Raw genomic sequence first — 21,794 nt, 5'->3', positions numbered from 1 at the left:
CATGTCGATCTTCCTTGACAGCACCAGCAAGGTCATCGTCCAGGGCATGACCGGCTCGGAGGGCATGAAGCACTCCCAGCGCATGCTCGACTCGGGCACCGCCGTCGTCGGCGGCGTGAACCCCCGCAAGGCCGGCACGAGCGTCGACTTCGAGGGCGGCCACTCCGTCCCCGTGTTCGGCTCCGTCGCCGAGGCGATGGAGAAGACGGGCGCCGACGTCTCCGTCGTCTTCGTCCCGCCGAAGTTCGCCAAGGGCGCCGCGATGGAGGCCATCGAGGCCGGCATCGGGCTGCTCATCGTCATCACCGAGGGCATCCCGGTCAAGGACTCCGCGGAGTTCGTCAACGCCGCCCTGGCCTCCGGCACCACCCGGATCATCGGCCCCAACTGCCCGGGCATCATCAGCCCCGGGCAGTCCAACGCCGGCATCATCCCCGCCAACATCACGGGCGCCGGAAAGCTGGGCCTCGTCTCGAAGTCGGGCACCCTGACCTACCAGATGATGTACGAGCTGTCCGACATCGGCTTCACGACGTGCATCGGCATCGGCGGCGACCCCGTCATCGGCACCACCCACATCGACGCCCTCGAGGCCTTCGAGGCGGACCCGGAGACCGAGGCCGTCGTCATGATCGGCGAGATCGGCGGCGACGCCGAGGAGCGCGCGGCCGCGTACATCTCCGAGCACATGACCAAGCCGGTCGTCGGCTACGTCGCGGGCTTCACCGCCCCCGAGGGCAAGACGATGGGCCACGCGGGCGCGATCGTCTCGGGCTCCGCGGGCACCGCCCAGGCCAAGAAGGAGGCCCTCGAGGCCGCCGGCGTCAAGGTGGGCAAGACCCCCACCGAGGCCGCCGACCTGATGCGCGAGATCATCAAGAACAAGGGCTGAGCACCCGCTCGAGCACCCGCCACGGGCCCCGGCACGCACGACGTGCCGGGGCCCGTCGTGTCGGATCTCGTCCCTCCGGAGGAGGCGCCGCCCCGCGCCGCCCCGCACGATGGACGGATGATCCCCGAACCTGACGCCGCGGCGGGGCGACGACCGCGGACCCGCCTGCTCGTCGCCGTGCCCGCGGCGCTGTTCGCCGTCGCGATCGTGACGACGCTCGTCCGCCACCCCGACGGCGTCGTCGTCTCCTCCGATCCCGGCTACGCGCCCCGACCGGTCCTGCTGCTCCTGATCCCGAGCGTCCTGGCCGTCGGGCTGACGCTCGCGCTGCCGCGAGGAGCCGGCGCCTCCCGGGTCGTGCCCCGGCGCCCGCGGCGGCTGCGGGCGGAGACGGCGGGCCTGCTGCTCGTCGCCCTCGGCTTCCCGGCGCTCGTGCCGTTCCTGCCGCTCCCCGAGGACTACGTGCTCGTCAAGGCGGTGCTGTTCATCCTCGTCCCGCTGACCGCCCTCGGCCTGCTCGCGCGGCGGGGAGGGCCGAGCCTCACGATCGAACAGCCGTCGCCGCGGTGGTGGGTGCCGCTGCTGCCCGCCGTGCTGCTGGGCGTCACCTCGACCGTCGGCCCCCTCTCGCAGGGCGCCCCGCCCGCGTGGCCCCCGCTCGCCCCGCTCCTGGTCGCGGCGGTCGCGACCGCCCTCACGGCGGGCTTCGGGGAGGAGCTGCTCTACCGCCGGCTCCTGCAGACCCGGCTCGAGGCGTGGTGCGGGCCGACGGCGGGACTGCTGTGGGCCTCCCTCCTGTTCGGGCTCATGCATGCGACCTCGCACGGCGACGGCCCCCTGTGGGCCGACGCGCTCCAGGCGATCACGCTCCAGGGCACGACGGGGCTCGCCCTCGGGCTCATCTGGAGGCGATGGCGTCGCCTCGAGGCGTGCGTGCTGGGGCACGTGCTGCTCAACGGCTTCGCCGTCCTCGTCCACCTCGTCGGCCTCGTCGTCTGAGCCCTCCTGGACACGGGCGGGGAGAGCCCTGACATGGATAGACTGGGGCGGGATCCGACGCCGTGTCGTGATCGTGGGGCGGCGTGCCCGGCCCTGGACCTTCCACCACAGGAGCACCCGTGAGCGGCGACCTCATCGACACCACCGAGATGTACCTCAAGACGGTGTTCGAGCTCGAGGAGGCGGGCATCGTCCCGATGCGCGCACGCATCGCCGAGCGGCTGGGCCACTCGGGTCCCACGGTCTCCCAGACGGTCGCCCGCATGGAGCGCGACGACCTCCTGCACCTCGACGAGGACCGCCACATCCACCTGACCCCCAAGGGCTCGGCGATCGCCAAGGACGTGATGCGCAAGCACCGCCTGGCCGAGCGCCACCTCCTCGACACCATCGGGCTGGACTACGCCCTCGTGCACGAGGAGGCGTGCCGCTGGGAGCACGTCATGAGCCAGGACGTCGAGAAGCGGATCGCCGAGCTCGTGGCGCCGCCGTACCTCGATCCCTACGGCAACCCGATCCCGGGCCTCGACGAGCTGGGCGTCCGGCTCCAGGAGACCCCGGCCACACCCGAGGGTAAAGGCGGGGTCAAGGATCTCGTCACCTTGACGGAGCTGGAGACCGGCGACGGCTCGATCACCATCCGCCTGGACCGGATCGGGGAGCGCGCCCAGAGCGACGTCGACCTCCTGCGCGATCTCGCACGTCACGGCATCGTCGCCGGAGCCCGGATGACGGCCGAGCGCATCGGCGGTGAGCTGGGTCTCGCCGCGGACGGCCACGAGGCGCTCATCGTGCCGCGCGACGTCGCAGGTCAGCTCACCGTCGCCCCCGCGACCCCGGAGTAAAGGGACCGTCAAAGTCTTTCCCAGAGCCGTTCTGCGCCCTCGGAACCGCCGGCGCCCGCTCTTAGAGTTCTAGCCGTGCCGCATGAGATGCGGTCGTCCTCCCCGGGATCCCATCCCGCACCCGGGTCGAGGGCGAGGGAACGCCAGCGAGCTTGGGGCGGGAGGGGGCTTCGCCCCGGGTCAGGAGATTCAGACGTGTCGAACCGCAGCATCAACACCCACCGTCGCGCCATGCGCCCCGTGACCCCGGCCGTGCGCATCGGACGCAACGCCGCGGGCGCCGCGATCACCGCCGGCCTCCTGGTCGGCGGCAGCAGCGTGGCCCTCGCCGACGGCCAGGCCCCGGCGGGCGCCGAGTCGACCGGTGTGACCGCCGCCCCGCAGACGGCTCCCGCCGTCGCGATCCCCTCCGCGAGCGCCACCGCCTCGCCCACCGCGTACGGCGCGGGCATCGAGTCCGCCGCCGCGAGCCTGTCCATCAAGGCCAAGCCGGTCGAGAAGCCCAAGCCGGTCGAGAAGACCGAGAAGGCCGCCGACACCCAGGACGACGACACCGCCTCGGCGAGCCGCGGCACCTCGCGCTCCGCCGCGCAAGACGATGACGACGCGTCGCCGAGCTCGACGTCGTCCAGCTCGAAGAAGTCCTCCACCACGTCGTCGTCGGACTCCGAGAAGTCCAGCTCCAACTCGTCCTCCTCGGACGACTCCGAGTCGACCTCGAGCTCGAGCTCGAAGAAGTCCAGCACGAAGGCCGCCGCCCAGGAGTCCTCGGACGAGGCCCCGGCCTCCGCCGCCTCCGGCAGCTCGATCGTCGACACCGCCCGCAGCGGCATCGGCACCCCCTACGTCTACGGCGGCTCGACCCGCTCCGGCTGGGACTGCTCGGGCTTCACCTCGTGGGTCTACGCCCAGCACGGCATCTCGCTGCCCCACTCGGCGTCGGCGCAGAAGGCCAAGGGCACCGTGATCTCGAAGTCCGAGGCACGCCCCGGCGACCTCGTCTACACCCCCGGCCACGTCGGCATCTACGCCGGCAACGGCACGATCATCGACGCCGGCAACTCCAAGAAGGACACGTCCGAGCGCAAGATGTGGTCCGCGAGCTGGACCTACGTCCGCATCGGCTGAGCCTCGCCTCACGCCTGATCGAGAGGCCCGCCCTTCGGGGCGGGCCTTTCGGCGTCCTCTGGCTAGGGTGATCCCCATGAGTCTCGCCCGTGATCTGCTCGCCGCCGTCCTCGTCGTGCTCGGCGCCGTCGGCCTCGCCCTGTGGGCGCCGTCCGCCTGGACCCAGTCGACGATCGTGGACCGCGACGGGTTCCTCGCGGTCGCCGAGCCGCTCGGCGGCAACGAGCAGTTCCAGCAGGACGTCGCCGACGCCGCGGTCGAGGGCGTGCTCGACCAGGTGGACGTGCCCCGCTTCCTCCGCTCCCCGCTCGAGACCGCGATCGAGGGCCAGGCGCAGAAGCTCACCCAGTCCACGGCGTTCGCGACCATCTGGGCCGACTCGATGGACGACCTGCACGCGACGCTCATGGACCCCGACGGCGGCACCGTGGTCGCCGATCTGAACCCCTACGTCGACGAGCTCGCGGCACCGATCGGGGAGACCATCGGCGTGGACATCGACATCCCCGACGCCGACGTGCTGCACCTGACGATCATCACCATCCCCGCCTCCGCGTGGCCCGGCCGGATCACGGCCTTCGGGGGACTGTCGTCCTGGATCGGCTGGGCCTCGCTCGGCGCCGCGGCGCTCGGTCTCGTGCTCGCCTCGCGTCGCGGGACGATCGGCATCGTGCTGGGCGTCGCGACCCTGCTCGCGGGCGCCGTGCTGATGCTCGCGACGCAGGGCGTCTCGGCGCTCGTGCCCGACTCGATCGAGAACGCCCGGATCCTCGGCACGCTCGTCGGCGCCTTCGAGAAGCGTCTCGCCGTGGACATGTTCGTGCCGGCCATCGCGCAGATCGGCGCCGGGGCGCTCGTGATCGTGGTCTCCGCGGTCGCGGTCGGCGTCGCGAGCAGCCGCCGACGCGACACCACGACCCGCTGACGCAGACCGCGAGGTGACCCCGGTCTCTCCTGGGGGCCTCTCTGCGCTCCCTATTTGGTACTGATTCTCATGTCGGTTAGCTTCGATCACGGCACCGCCCCGCCCCACGTCCGGTACCCCAGGAAGCGCAGGACAGCCCATGACCGTCACCCCCCTCGTCCACGTGGAGGGCCTCCGGCTGACCTCCCGTGATGCCGGCGACCTCCTGGCCGGCGTCGATCTCGACATCGCCCCGGGCGAACGGGTCGCCCTGATCGGCCGCTCCGGCTCCGGCAAGTCCCTCCTGACCTCCGTCATCGCGGGCACCGTCTCACCGGCGCTCACGATGCACGGCACCGTCGAGGTCCACGGCCGCTCCGTGCGCGGATGCCGCCCCGGCACCACCGGCGTCGCCCTCGTCCAGCAGGACAGCGCCGACGCCCTCAACCCCCTCCATCGCGTCGGAGCCCAGCTCCAGATGCCGCTGCGCCGCACGCTCACCGCCGAGCGCGCCCGCACCGAGGCGCACCGCCTGCTCGCCGAGGCCGGGCTCGAGGACCCCGCGCGCATCCTCGCCTCCTTCCCCGCCGAGCTGTCCGGCGGCCAGCGTCAGCGCGTGTGCATCGCCCTCGCACTCGCGTGCCGCTCCCGTCTCGTGATCGCCGACGAGCCCACCACGGCGCTCGACGTCGTGAGCCAGGCCGCCGTGCTGCGCGCCCTGCGCTCCCCTGCCCTGCGCGAGGCCGCGATCCTGTTCATCACCCACGACCTCGCGGTCGCCGCCGCGCTGCGCGACCGCGTGGTCGTCATCGACCGCGGCCGCATCGTCGAGGACCGCCCGTGCGCCGACCTGCTCGCCGCCCCGCACCACGCCGTCACGCGCGCGCTCGTGGTCGAGGCCGGGGCGCGGGCGGAGGTGCTCGCCGGATGAGCACCCCCCTGCTCGAGGGCACCGCCCTCGCCCGGACCTTCCCCTCCCGAGGTGGCCGGGACGTGGTCGCGGCCCTACGCGGCGTGGACGTGCGCCTCGCCCCCGGGGAGCGCCTCGCGCTCATCGGCTGCTCGGGATCGGGCAAGACCACCCTGCTGCGCATCCTGCTCGCCCTCGAGCGCCCCACCGCCGGGACGGTGCGCTGCGACAGCCGCCCGGTGCAGCCCGGCCGGGTCTCCCGCCTGCGCTGGTACCGGCGACTCGTGCAGTACGTCCCGCAGGACCCCGCGGGCAGCCTCGATCCGCGCATGACGATCGAGCAGCTCGTGACGGATCCGCTGCGCCGTCTCCAGCTGCCCGGAGACCACCGTCGCCTGGCTCTCGAGGCGCTCGAGCGCGTGCACCTTACCTCGGAGTTCCTCCACCGGCGGCGCGCCGAGATCTCGGGCGGCCAGGCCCAGCGGGTCGCGTCGAAATTGCGTACGAAGCGATTTCCGGCAAATCGATTCGACGTCCTCACTACTGCGAATCAGGCCGGCGTCGACGGAGTTGAATACTGGCTTACCGGGGTGGCGGGATTGGCGGAACGACCTTATCTGCAGAAAGCGAAGCCTGATGAAGGAGGAGACCTGATCCCTGCAGGAGGGTCGTGGTGATGCGATGCGCCCAGTGAGTCGCGATGAAATGGTATATATGGGCACGGCCGTCTAGCGCGCTTTTCGCGCGAAATGGATGAAGGATCGGATCGTCCACGAATGGGCGCCCGACGGCACGCAAAGATGCACGTCAAATGCGTGCCCCCGGCGCGATTCGAACGCGCGACACCTTCTTTAGGAGAGAAGTGCTCTATCCCCTGAGCTACGGGGGCCCATGGGCCGCGATCACGGCCCGGACCATCGTACGGCACGCCATCGGGACCCCCGCGAGCCGCGCCTCGGTGCCGGGGCGAGGGTCCGTGGCACGATGACGGCATGCACCCCGATGCGCCCGGCCCCCTCGTGGCCGTGATCCTCGCGGGCGGCCGTGCGCGCCGCCTGGGCGGCATCGCCAAGACCCGCGTGCCGCTCGCGGGCCCCTCCGCGCTCGACCGGGTGCTCGCCGCGTGCGAGGGCGCCGTGCGCATCGTGGTGGGTCCCGACGACGACGTGCAGACCGGCTCCCGCACGCTCGTGGTGCGCGAGGACCCGCCCTTCGGCGGCCCCGTCGCGGCTCTGGCCCGGGCCGTCCAGGAGATCGACACGCAGCGGCTGCTCCCCGCCGACGGGGGAGAGGTGGCGGTGCTCGGCGGCGACATGCCCCACCTGCGCCCGCGCACGCTCGCCGCCCTGCGCGCGGGAGACCCCACGCGCGTGCGCACCACCGTCGACGCGACCGGTCACCTGCAGTTCCTGTGCGCCGTGTGGCCCTACCCGCGCCTGGTGTCGGGCCTGAATGTCGCCACAGTCGACGGCGCCGACGCGGTGAGCATGCGCGTCCTGTATACGACCCTCGGTCCCGACGAGATCGAGAGTCTCGACCTCGACCCCGGCGACGTCGAGGACATCGACACCCCCGAGGACCTCGCGCGGGCCCGCTCCCGTCTGGCCCCGCCCGACGCCCCGCCGCCCGTTCCCGCACGGAGGACACGATGAGGATCGCCCTGGTCCAGCTCACGGTCTCCGAGGACGCCGCCGAGAACCCCGCCCGCGCCCAGGACGCCATCGCCCGCGCCGCCGCTCGGGGCGCGCGGGTCGTCGTGCTGCCCGAGGCGACCCTCGCGCCGTTCGGCACCGACCTGCGGGCCGCGGCACGCGAGCACGCGCGCGCCCTCGACGCCGCCGTCACCGGCGCCGCCGAGCAGGCCGACGTGGTCGCGATCGCCGGCAGCTTCACCGAGGCCGGCGACGGACGCGTGCACAACACCGTCATCGTGCGCGGACGGGACCTGCACGCCGACTACGACAAGATCCACCTGTACGACGCGTTCGGCACGCGCGAGTCCGACACCATCGCACCGGGGGAGGCCCTGCGCACGGTCGACGTCGACGGATGGCGCCTGGGCCTCGCGACCTGCTACGACGTGCGCTTCCCCGAGCAGTTCCAGGCCCTCGCCGACCGCGGCGCGCACGCCGTGGTCCTCCCCGCGGCCTGGGCCGACGGGGCCGGCAAGCTCGAGCAGTGGCACCTCCTGCTCCGGGCGCGCGCCCTCGACGCCACCGTCTTCGTGCTCGCAGCCGACCAGGCCCCGCCGCCGGACCCGGCGCCCGCCACGCGCGGCGTCGGCCACAGCGCCGTCGTCTCCCCGCTCGGCGTCGTGCTCGACGAGCTCGACCGCGGCGAGGGCATGCTCGTCGTCGACCTCGAGCGCGACGACGTGGACCGGGCGCGCGCGTCCCTGCCCGTCCTGCGCCACCGGGTGCCGCTGGCTCCCTGACGTGGGACGGACGGCGCTGCGCTACTAGGCTGTGCGCCGTGTCCGCACCGATCACCGCTCCTGCCGCCCCGGGCCGCTCCCGCCTGCTGCCCACCCTCCTCGCGCTCCTCGTGGGTCTGCTCGTGCTCGGCGCCCCGAGCGCCGCGCTCGCCCACGACCGCCTGCTCTCCTCGGACCCGGCCGACGGCGCCCAGCTCGAGACCTCGCCCCAGACCATCACCCTCACGTTCTCGGCGACGCCGCTCGACGTCGAGCCGATGGCCCGTGTCACCGCCGAAGACGGCACGGTGGTCTTCGAGGGCGCGCCCACGATCGGCGACCACACCGCGACCGTGACGTTGCCCTCGGCCCTGCCGGCGGGCACGACCACCGTCGACTGGCGCGTGGTCTCCGAGGACGGGCACCCCATCGAGGGCACGTTCAGCTTCCAGGTCGCGCAGGCGCCGGCCCCCACGGACAGCGCGTCCGCGAGCGCCGAGCCCACGACCGCCGCCCCCAGCTCCGCGACCGCCGCGCCGTCCCCGTCCGCCGAGACGTCGAGCACCTCCTCGCAGGAGACGACGAGCGGCATGAGCGCCGGCGTCCTCGTCGCGATCCTCGCCGTGATCGTCGTCATCGTCGTGATCGGGATCGTGGTCGTCGTCCGCGGCCGCCGTCGCCGCGACTGAGCCTCGCCCGGGGCCGATGCGCATAATGAGCGCGTGAGCATGCCGACGCCGCCGCACGACAAGTCCAGCCGCTGGGACCACATCCTGTCCCTCCTGGCGCGCGACCGCCGCCTCCTGGTCGCCGACGTCGCCCGCCAGCTCGACATCAGCGAGTCCACGGTCCGCCGCGACTTCGTGGAGATGGAGAAGGCCCAGCTCGCACGCCGCACCCACGGCGGCATCGTCGCGATCGACGTCGCCTACTCCCTTGCCGCCGGGCCGCGCGCCGCCGACCTCGAGGGCTCGGCCCGCGAGACCGTCGCCGCCGCCGCGTCCACGCTCGTCACCGAGGGGCAGATCGTCGGCTTCAACGGTGGGCGCACCACCTCCACCACGGCGCGCCGGATCCTCGCCCGCCCCGACATCGCCGGTCACGAGGGCGCCCCCGGCCTGACCGTCGTGTGCGCCGCCCTCAACATCGCGATCGAGGCCGTGCTGCGCCCGAGCGTGCGCACCGTCGTGCTCGGCGGCGTCGCCGAGCCCCACTCCTTCGAGCTGACCGGCCCGCTCGCGACCGCGACGATGCGCGACCTGTGGCTCGACGTCATGTTCGTCGGCATGATCGGTCTCGACGTCGAGGCCGGCCTCACCTGCCACTCCGACGCCGAGGCCTCGGTCACGCGCACCATGATCGGCCACTCCCGACGCGTGGTCGGGCTCGCCACGGCCGACAAGTTCGGGCAGCGGGCGATGGCCGGGATCTGCCCGCTCGGTGCCCTCACCGACCTCGTCGTCGCCGGGGAGGTCCCGCCGGCGATCCGCGAGCATCTGCGCGACCGCGAAGTGCGCCTGCACGAGGCCTGACCGCGATCGGCCGCGCGGGCTGTGACCACGGCCCCGTCCGGACCGCGGCACGCCTGCGGCCCGCGGGTGCGGGCGCCCGGTAACGTAGGCGCGTGATGTGGAAGTTCTCCCGGTCCAAGCGCCGTCCCCCCGCCGACGCCGTGCCGAGTGCCGATCGCGTGCGTCCCCCCGCGCCCGCCGGCTCCTCCGACGGCGCCTCCCTCGGCGACGCCGCCGACCGCCCGAGGGCGTCGCGCACCGCTGCCGCCCCGGACGCGCACCCGACCGGGGGGATCGACATCGCCGTGCGCAGCACGAACGGGTCCACCCGGGCGGACATCGCGCCGGAGCAGACCGAGGACGGCCTGCCCCGCCCGGTGCTCGACGACCGTCCGCTCAGCCGGGCCGACCGGGTGGGGGAGGCCCTCGACCGCTGGACGAGCACCGTCACCTCGAGCGTCGACGGCCCGTCCTTCCTCACCCAGATGCGCGCGGGCGACCATGTCCTCGACCTCACCCACTCCCATCCGTCGGGCCTCGCCCAGCTCCTCGCCGGCCGGGGCGCGACGCGCCTGTCCTCGCTCGTGCGCGAGGTCGGGGCGCTCGCCGACGCCCGCACCCACGCCCGAGCCATCCGCGAGACCGCCGAGCGTCAGGCCGAGGAGGTCGGCCTGACCACGTGCCACCTCGGCATCGGCGAGGCCACCTGGATGCCCGCCGACGGGAGCGAGCCGCCGCACGCCCCCGTGCTCGTGCGGCCCCTCACGTTGCGCCTGCGCGGCAACGCCCGCGAGGACGTGGACCTCGAGATCGACGCCACGGTCGACGTGAACCCGGTGCTGCTGCGGGCCCTGCGCGAGGCCGGCGTCGCGGTCGACGCCCGCGCCCTGCTCGCGACGACCGACGGGCCCTACGGCTTCGACCCCAACCCCGTGCTCGACGCCTTCCGTGCGCTCGGCGAGCCGCTGCCCGGCTTCCGCGTCAGCCACGCCCTCGTCGTCGGCAACCTCATGGACACCGCCGGACCGCTCGCCGACGACCTCGCGACCGACCGGCCCGACTGGGTCGCGAGCGACCTCGTCGCCGCGCTCGCGGGCGACGAGGAGGCCCGGGAGGAGCTCGCCGTCGCCGGCCGCGGCACCTCCACCGCGATCGACGAGCAGGAGCTCGTGGCCGCGATCGACCCCGAGCACGAGGAGGCGCTCGCCCGCGTCCTCGACGGCGGCCACCTCGCCCTGACCACGCCCCCGGGCACCGACTCGATCGACCTCGTGGTGGACCTCCTGGCCGAGCTCAACGCGCGCGGCAAGAGCGTGCTCGTCGTCTCCCAGCGGCGCCGCAGCCTCGCCCGCATCGCCCAGTCCGTCCAGGATCGCGAGCTCGGCGACCTCCTGTTCGACCTCTCTCCCGATCCGGCGCTCCAGCGCAACGCCTCCGAGTCGCTGCTCATGTCGCTGCGACGGGCCGGCTCGTTCCGCCCCTCCTCGCCGCTCGAGGAGTCCGACGCCCTGCGCGAGGCCCGTTCGATCCTCTCGGGCCACGTCGAGGCGATGCACCGCGTCCAGCGCCCGTGGGATGTCTCCGCGCACGCCGCGATCTCCGCGCTCGCGGGCCTGACCCGCTTGCGCCCCTCGCCGCGCACCACCGTGCGGCTGCCCGCCGACGTCGCCGCCCGCATGATCGGGGAGGACCGCGAGCGCTTCGCCGACGGCCTGCGCGAGGCCGCCGCCTCCGGCGCCCTGTCCACGACCGCCGAGGACACCGCGTGGTTCGGCGCGACGATCACGACCGACACCCAGGCCACGCGCGCCCTCGAGCTCGTCGACGAGCTGCGCGAGGGCATCCTGCCGCGCCTCGTCGAGCGCTCCCGCGCCCTCGGCGAGGACCTGGGCCTCACGCCCGTCACCTGCCTCACCGCCTTCCACGAGCGCCTGACCCTGCTCGAGCGGGTCTGCGGCGTGCTCTCGGTGTTCCACGCGTCGGTCTTCACCGCCCCGCTCCCGGACCTCATCGCGGCCACCGCCACCAAGCAGTGGCGCGTCGACCACCACGTCGACATGGGCTGGGGCACCCGCCGGCGCCTCGTGCGCCAGGCCGAGGAGATGCTGCGATCGCCCGACAGCGGCGTCGACGTGCACGCCGAGCTGCTCGACGCGCGCCGCGTGCGCTCGGCCTGGGCTGCGGTCGCCGATCCCGGCGCGACCACGGCTCGCGCCCACCGGGTGCCCGCCGACCTCGACCAGGCGACCACCGTGGCCCGCCGCGCCCAGGGCGTGTGCGACGAGCTCGCCGTGCTCCTCGCCGGCACCCCGGAGGGCGGCGAGCTGTCCTCCGTCGCCTTCGACGAGCTCGCCCCGCGGCTCGACCGGCTGCACGAGGACGCCGACTCGCTCGAGACCATCCCCCGGCACACCACCATCCTGCGGCGCCTCACGTTCGACGGCCTCGGCGAGCTCGTCGAGGACCTGCGCGCCCGCCGGGTCGGCGAGGACCAGGTGGCCGCCGAGCTCGAGCTCGCGTGGTGGCGCAGCGTGCTGGAGCTCATCGCGGGCGCCGAGCCCACCATCTCTCGCTACGACGGCACCTCCCTGTCGATGGTCGCCGAGCGCTTCCGCCGCCTCGACGCCGAGCGCATCTCGCGCTCGTCCGACCGGGTCCGCGCCGCGAGCGACGACGTGCTCGTCGCGACGATGAAGCGCTTCCCCGACACCTCCCGCGCGGCCATCGCGGAGCTGTCCCGCTCCTCGACCACCTCGGTGCGGGACCTCGCCGCCAAGTACGAGGACATCCTGTACCGGGCCCGCCCGACCTGGCTCGCCTCGCCGTTCCTCGTGCCCCAGATCGTGCCGCGCGGGCGCCACTTCGACGTCGTGATCGTGGCCGACGGCGGCCGCCTGCCCACGTGGGCCGCCCTGCCCGCGATCGCCCGCGGAGCCCAGACCGTCGTCGTCGGCGACGCCCTCGAGTACGCGGGCGAGGACGATCCGACCCTGCTCGACGAGGTGCTCGACGTCGCCCCCTCGTTCGCCCTGCGCCGCGACCCGCACCCCGCGACCGGCGGCCTGCGGGCCTTCGCGCAGCGGCGCTCGCTCACGGGTGACGTGGTCGCCGTGCCCGCGCCCCAGGCCGGCGAGCCCGACCGACTCGTGCTCGTCGACGGCGCCCGCGGCCCCGTCATGCCCGGCGCCGAGTACGTCGAGAGCACCGAGGCCGAGCTGCGCCGCGTGACCGACCTCGTCATCGAGCACGCCCGCACCCGCCCCGAGCGGTCGCTCGCCGTCATCACGCTCACGCCCACCCACGCGCACGCGGTCCTCGACCGCGTGATGCAGACCGTCGGGGTCGTGCCGATGTTGCGCGACTTCTTCGACCCCGACTCCCCGGAGTACTTCACGGTCGTGCCCGCCGAGCATGCCGCGAGCGTGATCCGGGACGACGTGATCCTCTCCCTCGGCTTCGGCAAGACCCCGCACGGGCGGCTCATCCACCGCTTCGGCCCGCTGTCGGGCGCGGGCGGCCGCAAGGCGATCGTCTCGGCCCTGACCCGTTCGCGCGGCCGCACCACCGTGGTCTCGGGACTGCGCACCGAGGACCTCGACACGAGCCGGCTGCGTGCCCAGGGGGCCCGCGACCTGCACGACCTGCTCACCTACCTCTACACCGGCGAGGATCCGCTCGAGCAGGCGGCCGAGGCCGCTGCCGCCGCCGAGCCGGAGCCCGGCGAGGCCGTCCCCGCCGCCTCGGCAGCCCCGACGCCACCGACGGCCGAGGTTCCCACGGTCGCCACCGAGGGCGGCGAGGCGGGGCAGAGTGCCGTGGTCGAGCTCGACGAGGCCGCCGATGCGCTCGAGCAGGAGGCGGACGGGACCGCCAATGATCCTGCCGTCGCAGCAGCCGCGCTCGAGGATTCCGAGCCCACGGCCGAGGGAGCCGAGGACGACCCGTCGAGCGCTCGTGCGGATGAGGACGCCGATGCGTCCCTGGCCGCCGAGGCGGGTGCGGAGGCGCACGAGTCCGCGGAGACCCGGGACGAGACCGGCGAGACCCCCGAGACCGCGGTGGATCCGGCCGCGGCCGGCGACGCCGTGACGACGGAGGACGAGGCCCCGGCCGTCGACCGCGAGGACGCCCAGCACGACGATGCCCCCGCGCCCGATGCGCCCCAGCACAATGACATCCCTGCGCCCCAGCACAATGCAGACGCGGCGGGTGCGCTCGTGGCCGACCTCGCCGACCGCCTGTGGCGTCGGGGTCTGGTCGTCGAGGCCGACTACGGGCTCACCGAGGACCGTATCGAGCTCGCCCTCGGGCACCCCGACCTGCCCGGCCGCTATCTCGTGGCCGTCGACACCGACGAGGAGCGCTACGTCGCCACCGCGAGCCAGCGCGAGCGCGACCGCCTGCGGGCCGAGCGTCTCGAGGCCGCGGGCTGGGCCACCGAGCGCGTCTGGTCCTGGGCCCTGTTCATCGACCCCGAGGGCGAGGCCGAGCGCATCCTCAAGTCCGTCGAGCGCGCGCTCGTGGCGATCACCCAGGAGGGCCCGGCCGCGGCCGTCGCCCCCGGCATCGGCACTCCGCGCCATCGGCTCCCGCACCCCCAGATCCCCGCGGGCCAGCCCCACGCGTTCTACGGGGCCGAGGACTTCGACGCGGTGGTCGAGTACATCTGCTCGGACGGCCGCGCGCGCCTCGAGGAGCAGCTCGCGGCGGAGGTTCGCGCCTTCCTCGGCTTCGAGAAGCGCTCGGTCCTGCTCGACGTGTCGATCGCGTCCGCGATCCGCCGCTATCAGGAGCGGCTGTGAGGCCCTCCGAGGGCGGCGAGCCGGCTCCCGCCGAGCCTCCCGCGCCGAGCACGCGCGCCGGGGCCTCCGGCTCGCGCCGCGTCGTCGTCTCCTCGATCACGGGCCGGCCCATGAGCTGGGACGACCCGGAGGCCGCGCGGCGGCTCCGTCCCGACGACGCGCCCGTCCTGCCCGACCGTCTGCACGACGAGGGGCCCGAACCGGGCGCCGACGAGAGCAACGACGCGCGGATCGCCCGGGACGTCCCGCCGCACTGGGGCACGGGCGCCTGAGCCCGCTCAGCCGAGCGCGAGCAGCGACCGCACCTCGTGCGCCTGCGGGCGGCGCATCCGCCGCAGAGCCTCGTCGGGCTCGAGCAGCGCGGCATCCGTGATCTCGAGGCGCTGGAGCGCGGTCGGCGCGACATCGATGTCGACCGTGCCGGTCACCCAGATCTCGAGCCGTCGCCGAGAGCCGCCGGCCACCCGGGTCACGCGCACGTCGCGCGGCCGCACACCGCACTCCTCGCGGCACTCGCGCACGGCAGCGCGCTCGGGCGTCTCCCCGTGCTTCATGTAGCCCGAGGGGCAGCCCCAGCGGTTGCCGCGCCAGAAGCGGTTCTCGACCAGCAGGATCCGGCCGTCGGGGGAGCGGAGCAGCGCGACCACGCCGATCAGGAAACGGGGCTGGGTGAGGAGCACGACCCACCATTCGAGCTTGCCGCGCACGCGGCTCAGCAGGCGGGAGGACATGGCCGCAGTGTAGGAGCGCCCGCTGGGCGCCCGCGGCTCCGGCGCCCGTAGAGTGCATGCCATGAACGACACCGCGCACGCCGCAGACCCGACGACCGACGCCACCCCCGACCTGTCGACCACGACCCTCGTGGTGGTCGGCGCCGGCACCATGGGAGGAGCGTTCGCGACCGCAGCCCTCGCGGCCGGTGTCACCGCGCAGAACCTCCGCGTCGTGAACTCCTCGGACGAGTCCTCCCGCCGCGCGGCCGACCGCCTGGGCGCGACCGCCGGCTCCATCGAGGATGTGGCCCATGCCGACGTGGTCGTGATCGGCGTCAAGCCCTACCAGCTGCGCGCGACCCTGCCGCCGCTCATCGAGCACCTCCGACCCGAGACCGTCGTCATCTCGCTCGCGGCGGGTGCGACCCTTCAGAGCCTCACGCGCGACCTCGGCGGCCACGAGCGTCTCGTGCGCGCGATGCCGAACACCCCCATGGCCGTGGGGGAGGGCGTCACCGCCCTCATGTTCACCGACGCCGTGCCCGAGGAGCAGCGCGCCCTCACGCGCGACCTGCTGCACGCCTCGGGCATCGTCGAGGAGATCTCCGAGGGCTCCGTGCACGCCGTGATCGGCGCCGCCGGCAGCGCCCCGGCGTTCGTCTTCTACCTCATGGAGGCGATGATCGACGAGGCCGTGCGCCAGGGCCTCACCCGCGCCGTCGCCACCCGCATGGTCGAGCAGACCGTCAAGGGCGCCGCCCAGCTCGTCATCGAGTCCGGCGACCATCCCGCGATCGCGCGCGCCGGCGTCTCGAGCCCCGGCGGCACGACGGCCGAGGGCGTCGCCGCCCTGGACCGCCACGGCATGCGGGCGGGCATCGCCGCGGCGATGGAGGCGGCGGCCGCGAAGTCGCGGGCGATGTCGGGGGAGTAAGCCTCAGGCGCGACGGCGACCGGATCGCAGGAACGGCCGGTCGCCGATCATGCCGTGGCCTCCCGTGCTGAAGATCGACATCGACGAGCCCACCGACCCGATCGAGAGGAACGATCCGACCGAGCCGATCGAGGCGAAGGACCCGATCGAGCCGATCGAGAGCGCCGATCCGATCGATCCGACGGACAGGAACGATCCGATCGACCCGATCGCGAGGGAGGACCCGAGGGAGCCGCGAGACCGGAAGGACGTCTCGCACGCGACTCGTCGATGACGTGAGGACATGGCGCCTCCTGGCGTGAGCGGCTGCGGGAATGTGCCGATGCGGAGGTGGGGCGGCCGACCCGGCTGCTCCACCTCAGTGCCCAGCCTGGCACGCGGGGGCGAGCGTGTCGACGGGGCGCTGCGGCGCCTCGGCCGGGCGCGGCGCGTGATCGCGCCGTCCGTCCGGACCTCCGCGACGTTCCCGCGGGAACGCTCCCGCCGCGCGTGCAGCGGCGCCGCCCCGTCTGTCACACCCCTGCGATGGGATGGGCATCACGACGCAGGGACGCGCGGAAGGGGCGAGGCGATGCCGGGGAACACGGGCACGCGGGCGATCACGACGGGGGCGACGGCACGCGCCGGTGCGGGGGACGACGCCGGACCGCCGGGCGCGCCCACCCTGCTGCCGCGCGAGGACGCTGAGCTACTCGGCTCACGCATCCAGGCCCATGCGGCGCACATCGCCGAGTCGACGTGCGAGCTGCTCCTGCTCGTCGCCGCCTTCGAGCGGGGAGAGGCGCTGCGCTGGTTCACAGGACTGAAGTCCGTCGCGCACTGGCTGTCGTGGGCATGCTCGATGAGCCTGGCCACCGCCCGGGAGCACGTGCGGGTCTCCCGCGCCCTCGCGCACCTGCCCGCGACCGTCGAGGAGTTCCGGGCGGGCCGGCTCTCGTACTCGAAGGTGCGGGAGATGAGCCGCGTGGTCGGCCTGGTCGACGAGTCGACGCTGCTCGACCTGGCCCGGGCCATGACGGCCTCGCAGCTCGCGCGCACCGTCGCGGGCTTCCGCGCCGCGGCCGGCACGCGGCTGGGCCAGGAGGTCGTCCGCGAGGCGTCCTGGCGGGTGCGCGAGGACGGCATGGTCGAGATCCGCGCGGTGCTCCCGCCCGAGACCGGGGCGGAGGTGGTCACCGCGCTCGATCTCGCGCTGGATCGGGACGGGACGGTCCCCGTGGCCGGCGACGGCATCGACCGTGACCCCGTGCTCGATCCCGGCGCGACGGGGGACGAGGGTGCGACGGTGGGTGACGGCGCGGCACGGGGTGCGGTCTGCACGGAGCCTCCGCCGCTCGTGCATCGCAAGGTGGACGCCCTGGTCGAGCTGGCCCGCGCCTACCTCGATGCGGCGCCCGTCGACCGCTCGGGCGATGATCGCCACCTCGTGCTCGTGCACGTGACGGCCGATGCGCTCGCCGCCGCGCACGTCGAGCTCGCCGTGTCCTCCGGCGAAGCGGCGCCTCGGACCAGAGCGGTGGCGTCCGGGCGCGCGCGTCGGACGCGTCGTCGGCACCTCGACCCTCGGGCGAGAAGCGTTCCCGCGGGAACGCCTCGAGCGCCCGCGGTGGGATCTGCCGGTGGGGTGGGGCGGAAGAGGTGGTCGCGTCCGTCGTCCCGGCCCCCGCGACCTGTGCTCGACGGTCCGCAGCGTGCCGGTATCGCCGGGCTCGGTCCCGTCGAGGCCGCGACGGCGGAGCGCCTGACCTGCACGGGACGTGTCGCCCTCGTCGTCACCGACGCCCAGGGAGAGGTCCTGCATCTCGGCAGGAGCCGGCGCCTCGCCTCGCGCGCCCAGCGCCGCGCTCTCGGCGTGCGCGACGGGCGGTGCGTGTTCCCCGGCTGCGAGCAGACACGCAACCTGGATGCGCACCACCTCGTGCCCTGGGCCGAGGGAGGGGACACCGATCTGGAGAACCTCGCACTGCTGTGCCGGCGCCATCACGTCATGGTCCATGAGGGAGGCCTGCGGCTCGCCCGGCGGCCCGCCGGACCGACGGGTGCGAGCCGGTTCGCGGTGCTCGACGTCGACGGGGTGCCTGTCGAGGCGCGGTGGCCGGACGGGCTCGAGACGATCGCGACCGTGCCGGTGGACTCGGACGCCGACCTCGACGCCGCCGCCGACCTCGACGCCGACCTCGATCTCGACCCCGTGTTGGGCACGGAGCGCGGCCCCGCGCCGGATCGGATCTTCCCGGCGACCGGCGGCTACGGGTTCTCGCTGCGCGACTGCGTGGGCGTCCTGTGCGAGGCCTCGGTGCTCACGAGGACCCGGAGTCCGATGCCCCAGGGATGAACTCGCGGATCCATGAGGCCTCGTCGGGCACGAGCGCTGCCGGCAGCGTCCACGGGCGTCGCTCCCGGCCGACGGGCACGTCGAGGATGACCATCCAGCCGTCACCGGCGGCCGGATCGAGGCCGGGGACCTCGCGCATCATCGCGATCTCGGTGCGCTCGGTGAGATGGGAGTCGAGGCACAGGACGTCCCCGTCCTGGCAACGATCGAGGACCGCCGCGAGGCAGGCCTCCTTGTCGGCCCGTGCCGTGGGGCCCTCGGCCGGGTCGCTCAGCAGCGAGACCTCGGCGCCGGGCCCTGTCACGTGCTCCTCGGACGGCCAGACCACGCCCGCCGCGACGAGTCGCCCGCCGCGGCGGAGCACGACGCTGCGCTCGACGTCGAGCCCGAGCGTTCCCGCGGGACCGTTGTACGCCTCGCCGAGCTCGTCCCGGAGGACCTCGGGGGCGGCCGCAGGAGACCAGCGCGCATGCTGGGCCGTGTAGTGGGCGACCTCGAGGTCCCGCAGCTCCTCGACGTCGGCTGGGCGCACAGGGCATGGCACGTCGGGCTCGGCGGCGCCCCCGCGACCGGCCCCGAGCGCTCCGGACTCCGCGTCGTCCGCGTGCCGGTGCGCTGCGGCCCACTGTCGCAGCTCGGGCCCCACCCTGTAGCGCCACGGCGGGCAGGCCTGGATCGCCACGGCGCGGTGCCGCGCCGCGAGCGCGCGGCCGGCTGCGTCCGACGCGTAGACCTTCATGCGCAAGGGCACCGTGGAGACCGCGATCTGCGCACCCAGCAGAGCGTCCTCGACCCGGCACCGGAGATCGTCGTCGAACCCCGGCACCGTCTCGAGCACGAGCGAGCGCGATGCCGGATGGAAGTCGTTGTCGATCCCGCGACAGTGGCCCAGGACCGTCCCGCCCGACTCCGCGACGAACGAGCGACGGTTGTTCCCCGGCCGCCACCGGTCGGGCAGGAGGTCCGGGAGGCCCTCGCTCGCGGCCTCGGCGTCCTGGGCGGTCGCCGGCCGTGCCGAGACCGACGTGCGGTCCGGCTCTCCAGGTCCCGCTGCGCCGTGGGTGCGCGGCGACGTCCCCGCGGGAACGCCCGCGGCGCCGACTGCGCCGGCCTCGCCAACTGGGCCGGCCCCGCCCATCGGGGCCGCCGCGCCGCCTACGCCGGCCGCAGCGTCCGCGCTGTCCGTCCCCGCGGCGCCGTGCTCGGCTCCAGCGGCCGTCCCGGTCGTGGCACCCGTCATCCGGGCCGGTTCGAGAACCGCTCGAGCAGATCGGTGTGGCCGGAGACGATGAGCAGGTCGTGCTGGGCGACCATCGTCTCGGGCGTCGCGTAGGTGAAGTCGCGACCGGGGGACTTCACCCCGACCACCGTCACCCCGTACTTCGAGCGGATGTCGGACTGGGCGAGCGTGTAGCCGACGGTCTCGCGCGGCGGTCGCATCTTCACGATCGCGAAGCCGTCGTCGAACTCGATGTAGTCGATGAGGCGGCCGTTGACGAGGTGCGCGACGCGCTGGCCGGCGTCCTTCTCGGGGAACACGACATGGTGGGCGCCGATGCGCTCGAGGATCTTGCCGTGCGCCTGCGAGATCGCCTTGGCCCAGATCACGGGCTTGCCGAGGTCGACGAGGTTGGCGGTGATGAGCACGCTCGACTCGATCGAGGTGCCGACGCCGACGACCGCGACGGAGAAGTCGGCGGCACCGATCTGCTGGAGGGCGTCGAGGTTGGTCGCGTCGGCCTGCACCACGTGGGTCAGATGCCCCGAGAACTCCTGGACCAGCTCGGAGCGGGTGTCCATCGCGAGCACGTCGGTGCCCAGCTGCTCGAGCGTCACCGCGATCGACGCGCCGAACCGGCCGAGACCGATGACGAGCACCCCGCCGCGCTGGCGACTCCGCTCCGACACCCCTGCTCCTCCCGACGGGCCGTGGCGACCCGGCGACTGTGCGGGCCGCGCTCAGCGTAGCCGGTCGCCGCGCGGGCGATCAGGCCCGGGCCGGATCAGCCGACGATCGGGCGCTCCTCCGGGAGGCGCACGACGCGCGAGCGCTCGCGCAGGGCGAGCGCCGCCCCCAGTGTCATCGGCCCGATCCTGCCCATGTACATGCAGGCGATGATGACGCACTTCGCCGAGGTGGGCAGATCGGGCGTGATGCCCGTCGAGAGCCCCACAGTGCCGTAGGCCGACAGCACCTCGAACACGGTGCGGTCCAGGTCCAGTCCCGTCAGCTCGAGCATGACGAGCGTCGCGACGAGCACGACGGCCGCGCTCATGACGAGCACCGAGATCGCCTGGCGGATCGTCTCGTGCGGTATCCGGCGGCTGAAGACCTCGACGTCGCGGTCGCCGCGGGCCTCCGCGATGATCGACAGCACGAGCAGCGCGAACGTCGTGACCTTGATGCCGCCGCCGGTCGAGCCGGAGCCGCCGCCGATGAACATGAGGATGTCGACGAACAGTCGCGTCGCCGGCGCGAACTGGGACACGTCGAGCGTCGACAGGCCGCCCGAGCGGGGCATGACGGAGGCGAAGGCGCTCGCGAGCAGCTTGGTGCCGGTGCCGTGACCGCCGAGGGTGTCGGGATTGCCCCACTCCATGAGCGCGATCCCGATCCAGCCCAGCACGAACAGCAGGGCCGACGTCGAGAGCGTGAGCTTGGCGTGCAGGGTCCAGTGCGCCCGGCGGCGCCACGAGCGCACGAGCACGAGGATGACGGGGAAGCCGAGGGAGCCGACGAACACGGCGAGCGCGATCGGGATCGAGAACCACGGATCGCCCACGTACTGCGCGGTCCCGCTCACCTCGGGCACGAAGCCGGCGTTGTTGAACGCGCTGATCGCGTAGAAGGCGCCGTTGAACAGCGAGGTCCCCAGCGGGTACTGGTTGGCGATCATGTGCGGGGTCAGCGCGAAGAAGGTGAGCAGCTCGAACGACGTCGACGTGATGACGATCGTCGCGAGCACACCGCCCACCTCCGACAGTCGCTCGCTGCGGGTCTCCGAGGCCGTGATGAGGCGCTGGGCCAGGCCCATGTGGCGCATGACCGACAGGCTCAGCAGCGAGGCCAGGGTCAGCACGCCCAGGCCGCCGATCTTCATCGCGAACATGAGCACCACGAGCCCGAAGGTGGACCAGTGGGTGGGGGTGTCCACCGTGGTCAGGCCCGTGACGCACACGGCGGAGACGGCCGTGAAGAGGGCGTCGACGAGCGGCGTGCGCTCACGCTCGACGGTCGCGATGGGCAGCTCGAGCATCACCGTGACCAGCAGGATCATGCCCGAGAAGACCGTGAGCGCGAGCCGCGCGGGGGAGGCCTTCGCGGCCTCCGCGACGAGCTCGCGCAGAGCGGCGCCCAGCCCGACCCGACGGGAGCGCAGCATGGCCTGGCGGGCGAGCCGGGCCAGG

At 73.8% G+C, this 21,794-nt stretch carries 20 protein-coding genes and 1 tRNA gene; 15 read left to right on the top strand and 6 right to left on the bottom strand.

Annotated features, from left to right (window positions below; translation table 11 throughout):
* Window position 1 precedes the first annotated feature (1 nt).
* The 7 genes from sucD to BRM3_RS01085 all read left to right on the top strand — a co-directional run bounded on the left by sucD (window position 2) and on the right by BRM3_RS01085 (window position 6,355).
* Window positions 2-892 carry a succinate--CoA ligase subunit alpha gene (sucD, locus tag BRM3_RS01115; RefSeq protein WP_263594274.1) on the top strand — a complete coding sequence of 297 codons (891 nt, stop codon included), beginning with the start codon at window positions 2-4 and terminating at the stop codon, window positions 890-892.
* A gap of 117 nt (window positions 893-1,009) precedes the next feature.
* Complete coding sequence (locus BRM3_RS01110; protein ID WP_263594273.1) at window positions 1,010-1,891, top strand: CPBP family intramembrane glutamic endopeptidase; 882 nt, start codon at window positions 1,010-1,012, stop codon at window positions 1,889-1,891.
* A 119-nt stretch (window positions 1,892-2,010) separates the two neighbouring features.
* The gene (locus BRM3_RS01105) at window positions 2,011-2,736 is read left to right on the top strand and encodes a metal-dependent transcriptional regulator (protein ID WP_318152424.1); all 726 of its coding nucleotides are present in this window, start codon (window positions 2,011-2,013) and stop codon (window positions 2,734-2,736) included.
* Window positions 2,737-2,931: 195 nt separating this feature from the next.
* Window positions 2,932-3,864 carry a C40 family peptidase gene (locus BRM3_RS01100; RefSeq protein ID WP_263594272.1) on the top strand — a complete coding sequence of 311 codons (933 nt, stop codon included), beginning with the start codon at window positions 2,932-2,934 and terminating at the stop codon, window positions 3,862-3,864.
* 76 nt (window positions 3,865-3,940) lie between these two features.
* Entirely contained in the window at window positions 3,941-4,789 is an 849-nt protein-coding gene (locus tag BRM3_RS01095; RefSeq protein WP_263594271.1) for a hypothetical protein, read from the top strand.
* A gap of 139 nt (window positions 4,790-4,928) precedes the next feature.
* Window positions 4,929-5,699: an ATP-binding cassette domain-containing protein gene (locus BRM3_RS01090; RefSeq protein ID WP_263594270.1), complete on the top strand. Its 771-nt coding sequence runs from the start codon at window positions 4,929-4,931 to the stop codon at window positions 5,697-5,699.
* Window positions 5,696-6,355, top strand: a complete 660-nt coding sequence (locus BRM3_RS01085; RefSeq protein ID WP_263594269.1) for an ATP-binding cassette domain-containing protein — start codon at window positions 5,696-5,698, stop codon at window positions 6,353-6,355. The genes BRM3_RS01090 and BRM3_RS01085 overlap by 4 nt, the downstream gene beginning before the upstream one ends.
* Before the next feature lie 139 nt (window positions 6,356-6,494).
* Here the strand turns inward: BRM3_RS01085 and BRM3_RS01080 are convergent.
* Window positions 6,495-6,567: transfer RNA gene (locus BRM3_RS01080), tRNA-Arg, on the bottom strand.
* A gap of 103 nt (window positions 6,568-6,670) precedes the next feature.
* Here BRM3_RS01080 and mobA point away from each other — a divergent pair.
* From mobA to BRM3_RS01050, 6 genes are all read left to right on the top strand, one after another.
* Window positions 6,671-7,330, top strand: a complete 660-nt coding sequence (mobA, locus tag BRM3_RS01075; RefSeq protein ID WP_263594268.1) for a molybdenum cofactor guanylyltransferase — start codon at window positions 6,671-6,673, stop codon at window positions 7,328-7,330.
* A complete protein-coding gene (locus BRM3_RS01070) occupies window positions 7,327-8,112 on the top strand; it encodes a nitrilase-related carbon-nitrogen hydrolase (RefSeq protein WP_263594267.1) in 786 nt (261 codons plus the stop codon). Before mobA ends, BRM3_RS01070 begins: the two co-directional genes overlap by 4 nt.
* Window positions 8,113-8,150: 38 nt before the next feature.
* Window positions 8,151-8,780: a copper resistance CopC family protein gene (locus tag BRM3_RS01065; RefSeq protein ID WP_263594266.1), complete on the top strand. Its 630-nt coding sequence runs from the start codon at window positions 8,151-8,153 to the stop codon at window positions 8,778-8,780.
* A gap of 39 nt (window positions 8,781-8,819) precedes the next feature.
* Entirely contained in the window at window positions 8,820-9,623 is an 804-nt protein-coding gene (locus tag BRM3_RS01060; RefSeq protein ID WP_263595487.1) for a DeoR/GlpR family DNA-binding transcription regulator, read from the top strand.
* 95 nt (window positions 9,624-9,718) lie between these two features.
* On the top strand, window positions 9,719-14,404 hold the full coding sequence (locus BRM3_RS01055) for a hypothetical protein (RefSeq protein WP_263595486.1): 4,686 nt from the start codon (window positions 9,719-9,721) through the stop codon (window positions 14,402-14,404).
* Window positions 14,401-14,676 (top strand): hypothetical protein, encoded by a 276-nt coding sequence (locus BRM3_RS01050; protein ID WP_263594265.1) that lies wholly within the window; start codon window positions 14,401-14,403, stop codon window positions 14,674-14,676. The genes BRM3_RS01055 and BRM3_RS01050 overlap by 4 nt, the downstream gene beginning before the upstream one ends.
* Window positions 14,677-14,682: 6 nt before the next feature.
* On the opposite strand, the gene BRM3_RS01045 is transcribed toward BRM3_RS01050, so the two are convergent.
* Entirely contained in the window at window positions 14,683-15,135 is a 453-nt protein-coding gene (locus BRM3_RS01045) for an NUDIX hydrolase (RefSeq protein WP_263594264.1), read from the bottom strand.
* A gap of 61 nt (window positions 15,136-15,196) precedes the next feature.
* Here BRM3_RS01045 and proC point away from each other — a divergent pair, with 61 nt between their 5' ends.
* Window positions 15,197-16,051, top strand: coding sequence for a pyrroline-5-carboxylate reductase (proC, locus tag BRM3_RS01040; protein ID WP_263594263.1), 855 nt, complete (start codon window positions 15,197-15,199; stop codon window positions 16,049-16,051).
* 3 nt (window positions 16,052-16,054) lie between these two features.
* Here the strand turns inward: proC and BRM3_RS01035 are convergent, their stop codons facing one another.
* Window positions 16,055-16,336 carry a hypothetical protein gene (locus tag BRM3_RS01035; RefSeq protein WP_263594262.1) on the bottom strand — a complete coding sequence of 94 codons (282 nt, stop codon included), beginning with the start codon at window positions 16,334-16,336 and terminating at the stop codon, window positions 16,055-16,057.
* 286 nt (window positions 16,337-16,622) lie between these two features.
* On the opposite strand from BRM3_RS01035, the gene BRM3_RS01030 reads away from it, so the two are divergent.
* Window positions 16,623-18,386 carry an HNH endonuclease signature motif containing protein gene (locus tag BRM3_RS01030; protein WP_263594261.1) on the top strand — a complete coding sequence of 588 codons (1,764 nt, stop codon included), beginning with the start codon at window positions 16,623-16,625 and terminating at the stop codon, window positions 18,384-18,386.
* Here the strand turns inward: BRM3_RS01030 and BRM3_RS01025 are convergent.
* From BRM3_RS01025 to BRM3_RS01015, 3 genes are all read right to left on the bottom strand, one after another.
* Entirely contained in the window at window positions 18,352-19,626 is a 1,275-nt protein-coding gene (locus BRM3_RS01025; RefSeq protein ID WP_263594260.1) for a hypothetical protein, read from the bottom strand. The two genes, BRM3_RS01030 and BRM3_RS01025, sit on opposite strands and share 35 nt — an antisense overlap.
* On the bottom strand, window positions 19,623-20,294 hold the full coding sequence (locus BRM3_RS01020; RefSeq protein WP_263594259.1) for a potassium channel family protein: 672 nt from the start codon (window positions 20,292-20,294) through the stop codon (window positions 19,623-19,625). Before BRM3_RS01020 ends, BRM3_RS01025 begins: the two co-directional genes overlap by 4 nt.
* Window positions 20,295-20,389: 95 nt before the next feature.
* A complete protein-coding gene (locus BRM3_RS01015) occupies window positions 20,390-21,769 on the bottom strand; it encodes a TrkH family potassium uptake protein (protein ID WP_263595485.1) in 1,380 nt (459 codons plus the stop codon).
* Window positions 21,770-21,794 lie beyond the last annotated feature (25 nt).

It is taken from the genome of Brachybacterium huguangmaarense (genome assembly GCF_025725725.1).
GTDB classification, from domain to species: domain Bacteria; phylum Actinomycetota; class Actinomycetes; order Actinomycetales; family Dermabacteraceae; genus Brachybacterium; species Brachybacterium huguangmaarense.
The sequence above is the reverse complement of the archived record's forward strand: the minus strand, read 5'-3'. Positions and strand labels throughout refer to the sequence as shown.

Coding starts and splice junctions, on each gene's coding strand:
- sucD (WP_263594274.1), top strand. CDS start 2: ATGTCGATCTTCCTTGACAGCACCAGCAAGGTCATCGTCCAGGGCATG.
- BRM3_RS01110 (WP_263594273.1), top strand. CDS start 1,010: ATGATCCCCGAACCTGACGCCGCGGCGGGGCGACGACCGCGGACCCGC.
- BRM3_RS01095 (WP_263594271.1), top strand. CDS start 3,941: ATGAGTCTCGCCCGTGATCTGCTCGCCGCCGTCCTCGTCGTGCTCGGC.
- BRM3_RS01090 (WP_263594270.1), top strand. CDS start 4,929: ATGACCGTCACCCCCCTCGTCCACGTGGAGGGCCTCCGGCTGACCTCC.
- BRM3_RS01085 (WP_263594269.1), top strand. CDS start 5,696: ATGAGCACCCCCCTGCTCGAGGGCACCGCCCTCGCCCGGACCTTCCCC.
- mobA (WP_263594268.1), top strand. CDS start 6,671: ATGCACCCCGATGCGCCCGGCCCCCTCGTGGCCGTGATCCTCGCGGGC.
- BRM3_RS01070 (WP_263594267.1), top strand. CDS start 7,327: ATGAGGATCGCCCTGGTCCAGCTCACGGTCTCCGAGGACGCCGCCGAG.
- BRM3_RS01060 (WP_263595487.1), top strand. CDS start 8,820: ATGCCGACGCCGCCGCACGACAAGTCCAGCCGCTGGGACCACATCCTG.
- BRM3_RS01055 (WP_263595486.1), top strand. CDS start 9,719: ATGTGGAAGTTCTCCCGGTCCAAGCGCCGTCCCCCCGCCGACGCCGTG.
- BRM3_RS01045 (WP_263594264.1), bottom strand. CDS start 15,135: ATGTCCTCCCGCCTGCTGAGCCGCGTGCGCGGCAAGCTCGAATGGTGG.
- proC (WP_263594263.1), top strand. CDS start 15,197: ATGAACGACACCGCGCACGCCGCAGACCCGACGACCGACGCCACCCCC.
- BRM3_RS01035 (WP_263594262.1), bottom strand. CDS start 16,336: ATGTCCTCACGTCATCGACGAGTCGCGTGCGAGACGTCCTTCCGGTCT.
- BRM3_RS01030 (WP_263594261.1), top strand. CDS start 16,623: ATGCCGGGGAACACGGGCACGCGGGCGATCACGACGGGGGCGACGGCA.
- BRM3_RS01025 (WP_263594260.1), bottom strand. CDS start 19,626: ATGACGGGTGCCACGACCGGGACGGCCGCTGGAGCCGAGCACGGCGCC.
- BRM3_RS01015 (WP_263595485.1), bottom strand. CDS start 21,769: ATGCTGCGCTCCCGTCGGGTCGGGCTGGGCGCCGCTCTGCGCGAGCTC.